At 55.9% G+C, this 15,627-nt stretch carries 11 protein-coding genes and 1 pseudogene; all 12 read right to left on the bottom strand.

Annotation, left to right across the window (positions count from 1 at the left end; all coding sequences use genetic code 11):
- Positions 1 to 141: 141 nt before the first annotated feature.
- Positions 142 to 513: pseudogene (locus tag ACIQYF_RS09965) on the bottom strand (3-deoxy-8-phosphooctulonate synthase); the annotation flags it as partial.
- A 6-nt stretch (positions 514 to 519) separates the two neighbouring features.
- Positions 520 to 2,151, bottom strand: a complete 1,632-nt coding sequence (locus ACIQYF_RS09960; RefSeq protein ID WP_402860279.1) for a CTP synthase — start codon at positions 2,149 to 2,151, stop codon at positions 520 to 522.
- Positions 2,152 to 2,423: 272 nt separating this feature from the next.
- Positions 2,424 to 3,740: a tRNA lysidine(34) synthetase TilS gene (gene tilS / locus ACIQYF_RS09955; protein WP_402860276.1), complete on the bottom strand. Its 1,317-nt coding sequence runs from the start codon at positions 3,738 to 3,740 to the stop codon at positions 2,424 to 2,426.
- An 83-nt stretch (positions 3,741 to 3,823) separates the two neighbouring features.
- On the bottom strand, positions 3,824 to 4,771 hold the full coding sequence (locus ACIQYF_RS09950) for an acetyl-CoA carboxylase carboxyltransferase subunit alpha (RefSeq protein WP_402860273.1): 948 nt from the start codon (positions 4,769 to 4,771) through the stop codon (positions 3,824 to 3,826).
- A 184-nt stretch (positions 4,772 to 4,955) separates the two neighbouring features.
- Positions 4,956 to 8,477, bottom strand: a complete 3,522-nt coding sequence (gene dnaE, locus ACIQYF_RS09945) for a DNA polymerase III subunit alpha (RefSeq protein WP_402860270.1) — start codon at positions 8,475 to 8,477, stop codon at positions 4,956 to 4,958.
- A 78-nt stretch (positions 8,478 to 8,555) separates the two neighbouring features.
- On the bottom strand, positions 8,556 to 9,182 hold the full coding sequence (gene rnhB / locus ACIQYF_RS09940) for a ribonuclease HII (RefSeq protein WP_402860267.1): 627 nt from the start codon (positions 9,180 to 9,182) through the stop codon (positions 8,556 to 8,558).
- Between the two features lie 11 nt (positions 9,183 to 9,193).
- On the bottom strand, positions 9,194 to 10,324 hold the full coding sequence (gene lpxB / locus ACIQYF_RS09935) for a lipid-A-disaccharide synthase (protein ID WP_402860264.1): 1,131 nt from the start codon (positions 10,322 to 10,324) through the stop codon (positions 9,194 to 9,196).
- 2 nt (positions 10,325 to 10,326) lie between these two features.
- Positions 10,327 to 11,103: an acyl-ACP--UDP-N-acetylglucosamine O-acyltransferase gene (gene lpxA / locus ACIQYF_RS09930; RefSeq protein WP_402860261.1), complete on the bottom strand. Its 777-nt coding sequence runs from the start codon at positions 11,101 to 11,103 to the stop codon at positions 10,327 to 10,329.
- Positions 11,100 to 11,540, bottom strand: coding sequence for a 3-hydroxyacyl-ACP dehydratase FabZ (gene fabZ / locus ACIQYF_RS09925; protein ID WP_019411583.1), 441 nt, complete (start codon positions 11,538 to 11,540; stop codon positions 11,100 to 11,102). Before fabZ ends, lpxA begins: the two co-directional genes overlap by 4 nt.
- 109 nt (positions 11,541 to 11,649) lie before the next feature.
- Positions 11,650 to 12,705 (bottom strand): UDP-3-O-(3-hydroxymyristoyl)glucosamine N-acyltransferase, encoded by a 1,056-nt coding sequence (lpxD, locus tag ACIQYF_RS09920; protein ID WP_402860258.1) that lies wholly within the window; start codon positions 12,703 to 12,705, stop codon positions 11,650 to 11,652.
- 2 nt (positions 12,706 to 12,707) lie between these two features.
- The gene (locus ACIQYF_RS09915; RefSeq protein WP_402860255.1) at positions 12,708 to 13,211 is read right to left on the bottom strand and encodes an OmpH family outer membrane protein; all 504 of its coding nucleotides are present in this window, start codon (positions 13,209 to 13,211) and stop codon (positions 12,708 to 12,710) included.
- Between the two features lie 45 nt (positions 13,212 to 13,256).
- Positions 13,257 to 15,605 (bottom strand): outer membrane protein assembly factor BamA, encoded by a 2,349-nt coding sequence (bamA, locus tag ACIQYF_RS09910; RefSeq protein ID WP_402860252.1) that lies wholly within the window; start codon positions 15,603 to 15,605, stop codon positions 13,257 to 13,259.
- Positions 15,606 to 15,627 lie beyond the last annotated feature (22 nt).

Genomic DNA, 15,627 nt, shown 5'->3' with positions numbered 1-15,627 from the left:
ACCGCCGGCAAGGGTCAAATAACGGGCAGCCTTGCGGGCGATAAGGCCCGGGCCCGAGGGCCCGAGAAATCGTGCGTTACTTTACCGGAGAACCGAGGGTTACGCGGTTTCTATTATCGGAAAACGCTTAACCAACTCATCCAGCGACTTAAGCTGAGCCAGGAAACCCGGCAGTTGAATGATGTCGCAGACTTCTGCAACCACGGCTGCTTGCGCAGGCTCGTGGACGTCGGTAATCACCGACACACCAAAGGCTTGCTTGATGTCCTGGACAATCCGCATACCCTCTTCGAGGCCTGGGCCACGGCAAGAGCTGACAGATGAACGGTTGGCCTTGTCGAAACTAGCCTTGAATACGTAAGGAATACCGAGCTTTTCGGTAACACACACGTACTCTTCGCACACCTGCATGGCCATATCACGGCTTTCGAACACGTTCATGCCAGCGAACAAGACCATTGGCTTGTCGTTGGCAATTTCGATATTGCCTACACGGATAATCTTTTGCGCCACCCTGCTTTATGCCTTCTTCTCGTGTTGCGCCAGTGCCGCTTTGACGAAACCCGTGAACAGCGGATGACCATCACGTGGAGTCGAGGTGAACTCCGGGTGGAACTGGCAAGCAACGAACCAAGGATGATCCGGCGCTTCAACCACTTCTACCAGCGCACCGTCACCGGAACGACCGGTCACTTTCAGGCCCGCTTCAATCAGTTGTGGCAGCAGGTTGTTGTTCACTTCATAGCGATGACGGTGACGTTCAACAATCACGTCTTTGCCATAGCAATCGTGAACCAGGGAACCGGCTTCAAGCTGGCAATCCTGGGCACCCAGACGCATGGTGCCGCCCAGATCCGAGGTTTCGGTACGGGTTTCGACTGCACCGGTGGCGTCTTCCCACTCAGTGATCAGGCCCACAACCGGGTGGCCGCTGCTGCGATCGAACTCGGTGGAGTTAGCGTCTTTCCAGCCCAGCACATTACGTGCGAACTCGATAACCGCCACTTGCATACCCAGGCAGATACCCAGGTAAGGCACCTTGTTTTCGCGAGCATATTGAACCGCGGTGATTTTGCCTTCTACGCCGCGCAGACCGAAGCCGCCCGGAACCAGAATGGCATCAGCGCCTTCAAGCAGTTCAGTGCCTTTGTTTTCGATGTCTTCAGAGTCGATATAACGCAGGTTGACCTTGGTACGGTTGGAGATACCGGCGTGGCTCATCGCTTCGATCAGCGACTTGTACGCGTCCAGCAGCTCCATGTACTTGCCAACCATGGCGATAGTGACTTCGTGTTCCGGGTTGAGCTTGGCGTCGACCACTTTGTCCCATTCGGACAGGTCGGCGCTGTTGCATTGCAAGCCAAAACGTTCAACGACGAAATCATCCAGACCCTGAGCGTGCAGCATGCCCGGGATCTTGTAGATGGTGTCGGCGTCTTCCAGCGAAATCACTGCACGCTCTTCAACGTTGGTGAACAGCGCGATCTTGCGACGCGAGGACACATCAACATGGTGGTCGGAACGGCAGATCAGAACGTCTGGCTGCAGGCCGATGGAGCGCAATTCTTTAACCGAGTGTTGCGTTGGTTTGGTTTTCGTTTCGCCAGCAGTGGCAATGTACGGAACCAGAGTCAAGTGCATCAGCATGGCGCGCTTGGCGCCCACTTCGATGCGCAACTGACGGATTGCCTCGAGGAACGGTTGGGACTCAATGTCACCCACAGTGCCGCCAATCTCAACCATCGCTACGTCGGCATCGCCGGCGCCCTTGATGATCCGACGTTTGATTTCGTCGGTGATGTGCGGAATCACCTGGATGGTAGCACCCAGGTAATCACCACGGCGCTCCTTGCGCAGGACGTGTTCGTAAACGCGGCCCGTGGTGAAATTGTTGTTCTGGGTCATGGTCGTGCGGATGAACCGCTCGTAGTGACCCAAGTCCAGGTCGGTCTCGGCGCCGTCGTGAGTGACGAACACTTCGCCGTGCTGGAACGGGCTCATGGTGCCCGGATCAACGTTGATGTAGGGGTCCAGCTTCAGCATGGTGACCTTAAGTCCCCGCGCCTCCAGGATGGCTGCCAATGAAGCCGAGGCAATGCCTTTCCCCAATGAAGAAACAACACCGCCCGTGACGAAGATGTAGCGCGTCATGAAAAACCCTAGAAGTCTGCGTTAAAGCGGTCAGAGCCGCCGGGGAGAGCGAAGGAAGGCCGAAGCCCCCAATCACCAGCATTAGTCACAGTGCACCTTTCGAAAAACTGCTGCATTGAAACAGACCGAAGGAAACCAACGGTTCGATACAAGCCATACATTTTTTTAAAATCGCCCAGCAAAGACTGCTTGGTAATCGGCAACATCTGCAATTCTGGTGAATCTACAGAAGTTGTATCAAGAAGGGAGCGTAGTCTACCGGAAAGCACCTTTCAGCTCAAACCTTGATCTCGCGAAGTTGGCAACCACTGCAATTGCCAACGCCCACGGGGGTCGCGGTCCAGTCCATCGAGGTTTGCCACGGCCAATAACTGCTCATTGCACGACAACAGCGGCAATCTGCCACGTATAAAACCGGGGACACCCCGCTCGTTAAGCAAGCGCTTGAGGTCACGATGACCACGCTGCGCCACCTCCATCACCTCGCCTCCTTGACGATAGCTCACGCGCAGGGGGCCATCGGGAATATCTCCCAGTAAACGCAGTTGGCCATTACCCGGCAGTTGCAATGGCAAGTCCGGGCGCTCCCACAACAAGGACGCAACAGGCTGACGCAACCAGTCCCCCCACAACCACCAGATACGGCCAGCCGCACGATGCAACTCGCCTTCGGCCAGTTTCCAGACCGGTTGCGCATCGTCTCGGGCGTCACGCAGGGCATTCCAGCCCGCCCAATGATCGGTGTCCGGCAGTTGACTGAGGGCTGCCAGCCAATACCGCAAGGCATTGCGTTGACGCGCCGCAGAAAGCCCGGCAATCGGAGCAAGCACCAGAGAGGGCAGCCCAAGCCAGGAAAGTTCAGCGCCTGGGTTCGCCCCGGCCAGATCTTGTTGCGCCAGCTCATCGAGCAATCCTTGCGCCTCGGCACAATGCGCCGCGCTACGCGCCATGCTGGCAGTTGCTTGCGGCCAGCGCCGGGTCAGCGCCGGAAAGATTTCATGGCGCAAGTAGTTGCGCGAAAAGCCTGTCTGCGCGTTGGACGGGTCTTCAACCCAGGTCAATGCATTCGCGCGTGCATACGCCTCAAGCTCGGCCCGAGAAACGTCCAGCAAGGGACGGCACAAATGCCCCTGCCCCAGCGCTCGCTGACGCGGCATGCCCGCCAGACCACTGACCCCTGCTCCACGCAGCAGACGAAACAGCAAGGTTTCGGCCTGATCGTCGCGGTGCTGCCCCGTGAGCAGCACCTCGTGAGCCTGAGTAACCGCGACAAACGCCTGGTAACGCGCATCCCGCGCAGCACGCTCAAGGCTTGCGCCCGCCTGCACCTGCACGCGAAACACCTGCAATGGCACGCTCAGCGCATCACACAGCGCCTGACAATGGGCCGGCCACGCGTCAGCGGCCGCCTGTAGACCATGATGCACATGGACGGCAGTCAACGCGGGAAGCGAGTGGGTTTGGCGCAGCTTTACCAGAAGATGCAGCAAGACGGTCGAATCAAGCCCGCCGGAAAATGCGACGTGCCAGGCCTTGGCGTTGCGCCACGATTTTAAGGCGTGAAGAAGCTGGATTGATAGGTTCGTCATCACACAATCCTGTGGGAGCTGGCTCGCCAGCGATGCAATCGCGGCGTAACCAGCTCCCACATTAGATCTTCGTTAAGAGTGAATCAGAGGCCGTAGCTCATCAGGCGGTCATAACGACGCTTGAGCAAGGTCTCGGTGTCCAGCTTTTTCAACATATCCAGCTGCGATGCCAGTTCGCTGCGGATGGTCGCAGACGCCGCCGCCGGGTCGCGATGTGCGCCGCCCAATGGCTCAGTGATCACCTTGTCAACAATACCCAGGCCTTTGAGGCGCTCAGCAGTAATGCCCATGGCTTCTGCTGCGTCCGGCGCCTTTTCGGCGGTCTTCCACAGAATCGATGCACAACCTTCCGGCGAGATCACTGCGTAAGTCGAGTACTGAAGCATGTTCAGTTGATCGCAAACGCCAATCGCCAATGCACCACCCGACCCCCCTTCACCGATAACAGTAGCGATGATCGGCGTTTTCAAACGCGCCATCACACGCAGGTTCCAGGCAATCGCTTCGCTCTGGTTGCGCTCTTCTGCGTCGATACCCGGATAAGCACCCGGGGTGTCAATGAAGGTCAGGATCGGCATTTTGAAGCGTTCTGCCATTTCCATCAGACGGCAGGCCTTGCGATAGCCTTCAGGGCGCGGCATACCGAAGTTGCGACGAACCTTCTCGCGAACTTCACGACCTTTCTGGTGGCCGATAACCATGACTGGCTGACCATCAAGACGCGCAATACCGCCCACGATGGCAGCGTCATCAGAGAAGTGGCGGTCGCCGTGCAACTCATCGAACTCAGTGAAGATGTGATCGATGTAGTCCAGGGTGTAAGGACGACGCGGATGACGTGCCAGACGAGCAATTTGCCAGCTGGTCAGCTTGCCGAAAATATCTTCAGTCAGCGTTTTGCTTTTGTCTTGCAGGCGAGAGATTTCATCGCTGATGTTCAGCGAATTGTCATTACCGACCAAGCGCAACTCTTCGATTTTGGCTTGCAGGTCAGCAATCGGCTGTTCGAAATCAAGAAAATTCGGGTTCATAAGCATCCGTCTTGGGTCGGCGGCAAAGCATGCCAGCGGGTTCGAAGCCCAGCATTTGCTGGTGATTCCAACCTGACTGGGGCAGCCGGTTGATCTGTATCGCGCCTACCTTAAGGGACAGGCGCTCTCAGGTCGAGATTAAAAATTCAGGTCGAGGTCAGGGCGCGCTAATCGCCCCTGACCGTCAACGGTATTGGAGGAAGACGTTGTCTTTGCCGAACTGGTCACGCAAGGCTTGAATCAAGCTGTCTGCCGGATCAATCCGCCAGGTATCACCGAACTGCAACATGGCCTTGGCGTCTTCGCCGGTGTAATCCATGGTGATTGGGCACGCCCCGCGATGCTTTTTGAACAAATCGCCCAGCACACGCAGTTGATCCCCTTTCAGTGCAGTCCGCGTCACCTTCAGACGCAGGCTTTCAGCCAGGCTGGTACGCGCTTCCTCCATGCTCATTACGCGCTTGACACGCAGACGCAAGCCACCGGAGAAGTCGTCGTTGCTGACTTCGCCTTCGACCACAACCATGGCATCCGTCTGCAACAACGATTGCGCCGAATGGAAGGCCTCGGCAAACAGCGACGCCTCAATCCGCCCCGAACGATCGTCGAGAGTGATGAAGCCCATCTTGTCGCCTTTTTTGTTCTTCATCACCCGTAACGCGATGATCATGCCGGCGACGGTCTGTGTATCTCGCGCAGGCTTGAGGTCAATGATGCGCTGACGCGCAAAGCGGCGAATTTCACCTTCGTACTCGTCAATCGGATGGCCGGTCAGGTACAGGCCAAGCGTATCTTTCTCACCCTTCAAACGCTCTTTGAGCGTCAGCTCCTTCGCATTGCGATGGTTAGCGTAGACATCCGCATCTTCCTCGACAAACAGCCCGCCGAACAAATCGGCATGCCCGCTGTCATGGGTTCTCGCTGTTTGCTCTGCCGCCTTGATCGCCTCTTCCATCGCCGTGAGCAACACCGCACGGTTCTGGTCAATGTGCGCTTGATAAGCCTTGGGTTCGTCATGGAAGTAAGGCCCCAGACGATCCAGTGCACCGCTGCGGATCAAACCGTCCAGGGTGCGCTTATTGATACGTTTAAGATCGACACGTGCGCAGAAATCGAACAAGTCCGTAAACGGACCGTCCTTGCGCGCTTCGGTAATGGCCTCAACCGGCCCCTCACCTACCCCTTTGATCGCACCCAGGCCATAAATGATGCGACCTTCATCGTTAACGGTGAACTTGAACTCCGAAGCATTCACATCCGGCGCGTCAAGACGCAGCTTCATGGTGCGAATTTCTTCGATCAAGGTCACAACCTTGTCGGTGTTGTGCATATCCGCCGACAGTACCGCGGCCATGAACGGCGCCGGGTAATGGGTTTTCAGCCAAGCCGTCTGGTACGACACCAGTCCGTAGGCGGCGGAGTGGGATTTGTTAAAGCCGTAACCGGCGAATTTCTCTACCAGGTCGAAAATGTTACCGGCCAGATCAGCATCAATATTGTTGTTGCCACACCCTTCGATGAAACCGCCGCGCTGCTTGGCCATTTCTTCGGGTTTTTTCTTACCCATGGCTCGACGCAGCATGTCAGCGCCGCCGAGGGTATAACCGGCCATGACCTGCGCAATCTGCATCACCTGTTCTTGATACAGAATAATGCCGTACGTCGGCGCCAATACCGGCTTGAGCCCTTCGTACTGATAATCAGAGTGCGGGTACGCCAGTTCGGCGCGGCCATGCTTACGATTGATGAAGTCGTCAACCATGCCTGATTGCAGAGGCCCAGGACGGAACAGGGCCACCAGGGCGATCAAGTCTTCCAGGCAGTCGGGCTTGAGCTTTTTGATCAGCTCTTTCATGCCGCGCGACTCAAGCTGGAACACCGCAGTGGTCTCAGCCTTTTGCAGCAACTGATAAGTCGGTTTGTCGTCCAGCGGAATGAAGGCGATGTCCAGCGGCGCTTCATTGACCTTGGCACGATCGCGGTTGATGGTTTTCAGTGCCCAGTCGATAACGGTCAGGGTCCGCAGCCCCAGGAAGTCGAACTTCACCAGTCCTGCCGACTCAACGTCATCCTTGTCAAACTGGGTCACCAGACCGCCGCCCTCTTCGTCGCAGTAAATCGGCGAAAAGTCAGTGAGTTTGGTCGGCGCAATAACCACACCACCGGCGTGCTTACCCACGTTACGCACAACGCCCTCAAGCTTGCGCGCCATTTCCCAGATTTCGGCGGCTTCTTCATCGACCTTGATAAAGTCGCGCAGGATCTCTTCCTGCTCGTATGCTTTTTCGAGGGTCATGCCGACTTCAAACGGAATCATCTTCGACAGACGATCCGCCAAGCCATAAGACTTGCCTTGAACCCGCGCCACGTCGCGGATTACCGCCTTCGCCGCCATCGAACCAAAGGTGATGATCTGGCTTACCGCGTTGCGACCGTACTTCTCGGCCACATATTCAATGACCCGGTCGCGACCATCCATACAGAAGTCGACGTCGAAGTCGGGCATCGATACCCGTTCCGGGTTAAGGAATCGCTCGAACAGCAGGTCGTATTCCAGCGGATCAAGGTCAGTAATCTTCTGCACATAAGCCACCAGCGATCCGGCACCCGATCCCCGGCCCGGCCCCACCGGTACGCCGTTGCTTTTAGCCCACTGGATAAAGTCCATTACGATCAGGAAGTAACCGGGAAATCCCATCTGGATGATGATATCCAGCTCGAAATTCAGTCGATCTACGTACACCTGACGCTTGGCGTCGTAATCCTCGGTGGTGTCTTTGGGAAGCAGGACGTTGAGACGCTCCTCCAGGCCATCAAACGACACTTTGCGGAAATACTCATCGATGGTCATGCCATCGGGAATCGGGAAGTTGGGCAGGAAGTGAGTCCCCAGCTTCACCTCAATGTTGCAGCGCTTGGCGATTTCGACCGAGTTCTCCAGCGCCTCGGGCAAGTCACTGAACAGCTCGGCCATTTCCTCGGCGCTTTTGAGGTACTGCTGATCGCTGTAGTTTTTGGAGCGCCGCGGGTCATCAAGGGCTCGACCTTCGCCAATGCACACGCGAGTCTCGTGGGCTTCGAAATCCTGCTGCTTGAGGAAGCGCACATCGTTGGTGGCCACCAATGGCGCGCCGATTGCGTCGGCCAGCGCCACAGCCGCATGCAGATGCTCTTCGTCATTGGGACGCTTGGTGCGCTGTACTTCCAGGTAAAAACGATCCGGGAACACCGCCATCCATTCACGGGCCAGTACCTGCGCTTCTTCGACGTTACCACTGATCAGGGCAAGGCCGATTTCACCCTCTTTGGCCGCCGAGAGCATGATCAAACCTTCAGCGGCTTGCGCCACCCACTCGCGCTCGATAATCACCTGACCGTTGCGCTGGCCGTCGATAAAGCCACGCGAAATCAGCTCTGTCAGGTTGCGATAACCCACGGCATTCATCGCCAACAGGCTGATACGGCTCAACGGGTTGTCCGGGTCTTTGTTCGACAGCCACAGGTCAGCGCCGCAAATCGGCTTGATCCCGCCGCCCATTGCCGCTTTATAAAATTTGACGAGGGAGCACATGTTGTTCTGATCGGTCACCGCCACGGCAGGCATGTTCATGCCGGCGAGGGTTTTGATCAGCGGTTTGATCCGCACCAGGCCATCGACCAGGGAGTATTCAGTGTGCAGGCGCAGGTGAACGAATGAAGCCGGCATGGTGATCCTGTCTATAAGCTTTGGGAAACAACAAGGCCCGGATTGTACCGGGCCTTGGCAAAAACATCAGCCTTGCGGCTAAACCTTGGCAAGCCCTTCAAGGGCCTCATAGGCGCGGCGAACCGGACCAAACGATCGCCGATGAATCGGTGTAGGCCCCAGTCGCTCAAGCGCTTCCAGATGGACGGTCGTCGGATAGCCTTTGTGACCGCCAATCCCGTAGCCAGGATATTGCAGCTCGTAGGCTGCCATCTCGCGATCACGGCTGACCTTAGCCAGAATTGAGGCGGCTGCAATTGCAGGCACTTTACTATCGCCTTTGACCACCGCCTCAGCCGGCATCGCGAGTTTGGGGCAGCGATTGCCGTCGATCATTGCCAGCTTGGGGGTAATACTCAGCCCCTCCACCGCGCGCTGCATGGCCAACATCGTGGCATGCAGAATATTCAGCTCGTCGATTTCCTCGACTTCAGCCCGCGCGATATGCCAGCTCAGCGCTTTTTCACAGATTTCGTCAAAGAGCTTTTCGCGTCGTGCCTCGGTGAGCTTCTTGGAGTCGTTAAGCCCTGCGATAGGACGCGCAGGGTCGAGAATCACCGCTGCTGTGACCACTGCGCCACATAACGGGCCACGACCGACTTCATCAACGCCGGCAACGAGGTCGTCGACCTGATTGACCAGATTGAAGTCCAATCCGATTTGCATATTCACTTTACTCATTTGGATGTTGCGATCAGACCCAGTACCGCGTCTGCGGCCTGATTGGAGGCGTCCAGACGCAAGGTTCGATGGATCTCATCGAAGCCACGGGTTTGCTCTTCGCCACTGTCCAGCAAAGGCAACAGGGTTTCAGCCAGCGCTTCGGGAGTCGCTGCATCTTGCAATAACTCAGGCACCAGCAGCCGTTGAGCCAACAAGTTGGGCAATGACACGTAAGGGCTTTTAACCAAACGCTTGAGAATCCAGAACGTCAGCGACGAAAGACGGTAAGCGACGACCATAGGACGCTTGTACAGCAGCGCCTCCAGGGTGGCAGTTCCGGACGCAATCAACACCGCATCGCAGGCGGCCAGGGCCATGTGTGATTGACCATCGAGCAAGGTCACGGGCAAATCACGGTCGGCCAGCAGTTGCTCAATCTGGATACGCCGCGCATTACTGGCGCACGGCAGGACAAAGCGTACTTCGGGGCGCGCCTCGCGAATTTTCTGCGCTGCATCCAAAAACAGCCCACCCAGCTTGCCGACTTCGCCGCCACGGCTACCAGGCATCAAAGCCACCAACGGCCCATCAGGCAAGCCCAACTCGGCGCGGGCAGCCGCACGATCGGCGACAAGCGGAATGGCATCTGCCAATGAGTGCCCGACAAATCGTACCGGAACGCCCCTCTCTTCATAGAATTTGGCTTCAAACGGAAACAGCGTGAGCATCAAATCGCAGCCTTCGCGAATCTTCAGCACCCGCTTCTGACGCCAGGCCCATACAGACGGGCTGACGTAGTGCACAGTTTTAATCCCGGCACGACGCAATTGGAGTTCGATATTGAGGGTGAAGTCAGGCGCATCGATACCGATAAACACATCAGGCTTTTCAGCAATCAGCGTTTGCACCAACGCTTTACGCCGCTTGAGCAGCTCACGCAAACGGCCAAGGACTTCAACCAGCCCCATAACCGATAAACGTTCCATCGGGAAGTAAGAGGTCATGCCCTCGGCTTCCATCAATGGCCCGCCCACACCGATAAATTCGATATCAGGATGCCGAGCTTTAAGCGCTCGCATCAGCCCTGACCCCAGAATGTCACCGGAGGCTTCGCCTGCCACCAACGCAATACGCAATCTAGCCATGACTAGCGCGTAATGCCGCGAGTGGAGGAACGGATAGATTCGACGAACATGGCCACTTCAGGAAATTGCACAGCAGGCTCGGCGAGTTCGGCAAGTGCCTGTTCAACTGTCAGACCTTGTCGATAAACCACTTTGTAAGCACGACGCAGGGCATGAATGGCTTCGTCACTGAACCCCCGGCGACGCATGCCTTCAAAGTTCATGCTGCGCGCCTCGGCAGGGCTGCCAAACACGGTCACAAACGCCGGAACGTCCTTGCCAATAGCAGTGCCCATGCCCGAAAAGCTGTGCGCGCCAATACGGCAGAACTGATGGACGAGCGTAAAACCCGACAGAATCGCCCAATCACCCATATGCACATGACCCGCCAACGCGGCGTTATTGACCAGAATGCAGTGATTGCCGATTACGCTGTCATGCCCGATGTGGGCATAAGCCATGACCAGGTTGTGATCGCCCAGGGTGGTTTCGGACCGGTCCTGGATCGTGCCACGATGAATGGTGACCCCTTCACGAATCACGTTATGGTCACCGATCACCAGGCGCGTTTCTTCGCCCTTGTACTTCAGATCAGGTGTGTCCTCGCCTACCGAAGAAAACTGGTAGATGCGATTGTGTTTACCGATCCTGGTTGGGCCTTTGAGAATCACATGCGGCCCAATCACAGTCCCCTCGCCGATTTCCACACCTGCGCCGACGATCGACCACGGGCCGACCTCGACGTCGTCGGCCAATATGGCCGTCGGATCGATGATTGCGCGAGGGTCAATCAAACTCATAGTTTGCGTTCCGCACAGATAATTTCAGCCGAGCACACCGGCTTGCCATCAACCGATGCCTGGCACTCGAATTTCCAGATAGAGCGTTTGCAGCTCAGAAACTTGGCTTCAAGGATCAACTGGTCGCCTGGCAGCACGGGCTGGCGGAAACGCAGTTTGTCAGAACCTACGAAATAATAGAGTGTGCCGTCCGCGGGTTTAACATCCAGCATCTTGAAACCCAGAATGCCAGCGGCCTGAGCCATGGCTTCAATGATCAATACACCGGGCATGATCGGGTGCGCCGGGAAGTGACCATTGAAGAAAGGTTCGTTGATGCTGACATTCTTGTAGGCACGAATGCGCTTGTTCTCGACATCCAGATCCACCACCCGGTCCACCAGCAGGAAAGGGTAACGGTGGGGCAGATATTCGCGAATCTCGTTGATGTCCATCATTTCGTGGGGAAGCCTGTAATAAAGATTGGGCGCGCGCGACTAAGGCGCGCTCCTCTAGCAAATCAAGGAAGCAAACCAGTGGCTATGCATGCTTGATATGGAAAATGTACTAGCCCTCTGAAGAAGCTTTACCGTTCGGGGTCACTTCCCCAACGCGCTTTTCCAGATGTTTTAGCCGTCTTGCAATGTCATCCAACTGACGAATACGTGCCGCACTTTTGCGCCACTCGGCAGCCGGCTGCATGGCAGTACCGGAGGAATAGGCTCCCGGCTCGGTGATCGAATGAGTCACCATCGTCATGCCAGTCAAGAACACGTTGTCACAAACTTCAATGTGACCTACCAAACCAACACCACCTGCCAGCATGCAATGCTTGCCGATTTTAGTGCTGCCGGAGATCCCCACACAGGCGGCCATCGCCGTATGGTCACCAATTTGAACGTTGTGCGCGATTTGGATCTGGTTATCCAGCTTGACGCCATTACCGATGATTGTGTCGGCCAGGGCGCCACGGTCGATGGCGGTGTTAACGCCAATTTCGACATCATCACCCAAGGTGACGCCACCAATCTGGGCAATTTTTTGCCAGACACCTTTTTCGTTGGCGAAACCAAAACCTTCGCCACCCAGCACAGCGCCTGATTGAATAACCACACGCTTGCCAATATGCACATCGTGATACAGGGTCACGCGAGGGGCCAGCCAACCGCCTTCACCGATCGAGCTACGAGCACCGATAAAGCAATGCGCGCCCAGGGTGACACCCGCCGCGATTCGAGCACCGCTCTCAATCACCACAAATGCACCAACACTGGCCAAAGGATCGACCACCGCATCATCCGCAATCACAGCCGTCGGATGAATCCCGGCAGCCGCTTTGGGTTTGGGATCGAACAAATGGGAAATTCGGGCATAGGCCAAATAAGGATCAGGCACAACCAGCGCATCCCCAGCGTACTCCTCAGCGTCCCCAGCCTTGAGCAATACAGCTCCTGCCTGGCAATCGACGAGGTATTTACGGTAGTGGGGATTAGCCAGAAAGCTCAACTGAGCTGGGCCAGCCTCTTGTAAAGTGGCCAGCCCAGTAATTTCTTTCTCCGCAGAGCCACGCAAGGTGGCTGCGAGGAACTCGGCCAATTGGCCGAGTTTTATAGTCGCGGTCATAATTACTTCAGCTGGTTCATGCGCTCGATGACTTGGCGAGTGATGTCGTACTGCGGCTTAACATCAATCACAGCGCCACGCTCGAACACCAGGTCAAAGGCGCCTTTCTTGATGACTTCTTCAACAGCGCTGTCCAGTTTTGGCTTCAGCTGTTTCAGCATTTCACGGTCAGCAACAGCTTTGGCTTCGTTCAGTTCTTTGGACTGGAACTGGAAGTCACGAGCCTTTTGCTTGAATTCAAGCTCAAGACGCTCACGCTCGCCCTGCTGCATTTTGTCGCCACCGCTTACCAGACGGTCCTGAATACCCTTGGCACTGCTTTCCAAGGACTTAAGCTTGGTCAGTTGAGGACCGAACTTCTTCTCGGCATCCACTGCATAACGCTTGGCAGCGTCTGATTCAAGCAGTGCCATTTGGTAGTTCAGCACAGCAATTTTCATGTCAGCAAAAGCTGGACCTGCTGCCAACAGCGAAGCCAGGAGAACCAATTGAGTCAACTTACGCACGATGCACCCCTAAAAAATCCGTTGTCTGTATCTAAAGTCAGGCTTTTAGAAAGTCTGGCCGAGGGAGAATTGGAACACTTGAGTGTCTGCGTCATTCGGTTTTTTGACTGGCATGGCCAAACTGAAGCTCAGCGGGCCAAGCGCAGTCACCCAAGTCACACCAACACCGACAGAACTGGCCATATTGCTAAAGCTGATGTCGCAATCTTTGGTTTCGCCTTTGCAGTTGGTGTCGAACACGTTACCCACATCCCAAAATACGGAGGTGCGCAGGGAACGTTGATCTTTCACAAACGGCATAGGGAAGAGAACCTCTACACCCCCCTGGATCAGCACGTTACCACCGAACGGTAGCGGATCTTGATCCGGATCGGCGATGGTGCCAGGGTTCTTGCCAGTGCTTGGCGTACTGCGCGGGCCCAGGGTACTGTCTTTGAAACCACGTACCGAGTTGAAACCACCGGCGTAGTAGTTCTCGTAGAACGGCAGACCTTCGGTCGAACCGTAACCATCACCATAGCCCAATTCTGTGTGCAGACGCATGGTGTAGGTGTCGGTCAACGGCTGGAACAGCTGTGCACGATAGTCCAGTTTGTAGAACTGCAGGTCGCTGCCAGGAATGGTGCTTTCCAGTACCAAGCTTTGCGAGCTGCCGCGTGTTGGCAATACGCCCTTGTTCAGAGTCGATTCAGACCAGCCAACCGACGCCTTGAAGTTGAGGTATTTGTCGCCTTCACGGTTTACGAAGTCGAAAATCTCGTCAACGGTGTAACGACCGGTGCTGATTTCATCCTGCTGTACGGTCAGACCGTAGGTCAGACGCGAAGTATCGCTGATCGGGTAACCCATGGTCACACCAGCACCCAGGCTGTCGACCGAATAGTTGGCTACGTCAACGTCCAGCTCTTTGTAGTCAGTGGTGCGATAGAAAACGTTGTAACCCAGGCTCACACCATCGGCAGTCCAGTACGGGTCAACGTAGCTGAAGTTGTAACGGCTTTGGTATTCGCTGCGGGTCAGGCCAATGCTGACCTTGTTACCTGTACCCAGGAAGTTGTTCTGAGTAATCGAGCCACCCAGGATCAAACCTGCGCTCTGAGCAAAACCGACGCTGGCAGTGATCGAACCCGAGGCTTGTTCTTCAACGGCGTAGTTCACATCAACCTGGTCGTCAGTGCCTGGCACTGCCGGAGTCTCAACGTTCACTTCCTTGAAGAAGCCCAGACGCTCAAGGCGAACCTTGGACTGGTCAATCAGGTAAGTAGAAGCCCAGCCACCTTCCATTTGGCGCATTTCGCGACGCAGCACTTCGTCTGCCGACTTGGTATTGCCACGGTAATTGATACGGTTTACGTAGGCACGCTTACCCGGATCGACCACAAACGTAATGGCCACTGTGTGGTTTTCAGGATCTGGCTGAGGCACGCCGTTCACGTTTGCGAAGGTGTAGCCCTCGTTACCCAGACGGCGGGTGATCAGTTCAGAGGTGGTGGTCATCAGCTTGCGCGAGAACACCTGGCCTGGCTGAACCAACAGCAGCGACTTGATCTGATCTTCTGGGACCTTGAGGTCACCGCTAAGCTTCACTTCGCCTACGTTGTATTTTTCGCCTTCGTTCACGTTGACCGTGATGTAGACGTTTTTCTTGTCAGGCGTGATCGAAACCTGAGTCGAGGCAATATCCATGTTGATATAGCCGCGATCGAGGTAGTAGGAGCGCAGACGCTCCAGGTCACCCGACAGCTTTTCACGCGCATACTTGTCATCGTTCTTGAAGAACGACAACCAGTTGGTGGTTTTCAGCTCGAAAAGATCAACCAGGTCGGCTTCAGGGAAGACCGTGTTACCCACCACGTTGATGTGCTGGATAGAAGCAACGGTGCCTTCGTTGATGTTGACCTTCAAGGCAACGCGGTTACGCGGCTCGGGCACCACTTCGGTGTCTACGGTCGCCGAATAGCGGCCCTGGGCAACATACTGACGTTGCAGCTCGTTACGCACACCTTCAAGGGTGGCACGCTGGAAGATTTCACCTTCAGCCAGGCCTGATTGCTTCAGACCTTTCATCAGGTCATCAGTGGAGATCGCCTTGTTACCGTCAATCGTGATGCTAGAGACGGAAGGACGCTCGACAACCGTAATGACAAGCACATTGCCATCACGCCCCAGTTGGATATCCTGAAAGAACCCGGTTTTGAACAACGCACGAGTGGATTCCACCAAACGGCGGTCATCCGCTACCTCACCCACGTTCAGCGGTAGCGCACCAAACACACTGCCGGCGGAAACCCGCTGGAGCCCGTTGACACGAATATCAGAGATAGTGAAGGACTCGGCGTGAACTTCGGCGATCATCAGTACGGCGAGAACCGCAGTTAGCAGCAGACGTTTCATGAAGTCCTTTCTTATTCCAACT

Origin of the sequence: Pseudomonas sp. NPDC096917, assembly GCF_044762555.1 — a bacterium.
In the GTDB taxonomy this organism is placed as follows: Bacteria; Pseudomonadota; Gammaproteobacteria; order Pseudomonadales; family Pseudomonadaceae; genus Aquipseudomonas.
Note: the sequence above shows the minus strand (reverse complement) of the source record. Positions and strands in the feature narration are given on the sequence as shown.

Excerpts from the sequence above, each read along its gene's own strand:
- ACIQYF_RS09960 (WP_402860279.1), bottom strand. The coding sequence starts at position 2,151 with ATGACGCGCTACATCTTCGTCACGGGCGGTGTTGTTTCTTCATTGGGG.
- tilS (WP_402860276.1), bottom strand. The coding sequence starts at position 3,740 with ATGACGAACCTATCAATCCAGCTTCTTCACGCCTTAAAATCGTGGCGC.
- ACIQYF_RS09950 (WP_402860273.1), bottom strand. The coding sequence starts at position 4,771 with ATGAACCCGAATTTTCTTGATTTCGAACAGCCGATTGCTGACCTGCAA.
- dnaE (WP_402860270.1), bottom strand. The coding sequence starts at position 8,477 with ATGCCGGCTTCATTCGTTCACCTGCGCCTGCACACTGAATACTCCCTG.
- rnhB (WP_402860267.1), bottom strand. The coding sequence starts at position 9,182 with ATGCAAATCGGATTGGACTTCAATCTGGTCAATCAGGTCGACGACCTC.
- lpxB (WP_402860264.1), bottom strand. The coding sequence starts at position 10,324 with ATGGCTAGATTGCGTATTGCGTTGGTGGCAGGCGAAGCCTCCGGTGAC.
- lpxA (WP_402860261.1), bottom strand. The coding sequence starts at position 11,103 with ATGAGTTTGATTGACCCTCGCGCAATCATCGATCCGACGGCCATATTG.
- fabZ (WP_019411583.1), bottom strand. The coding sequence starts at position 11,540 with ATGATGGACATCAACGAGATTCGCGAATATCTGCCCCACCGTTACCCT.
- lpxD (WP_402860258.1), bottom strand. The coding sequence starts at position 12,705 with ATGACCGCGACTATAAAACTCGGCCAATTGGCCGAGTTCCTCGCAGCC.
- bamA (WP_402860252.1), bottom strand. The coding sequence starts at position 15,605 with ATGAAACGTCTGCTGCTAACTGCGGTTCTCGCCGTACTGATGATCGCC.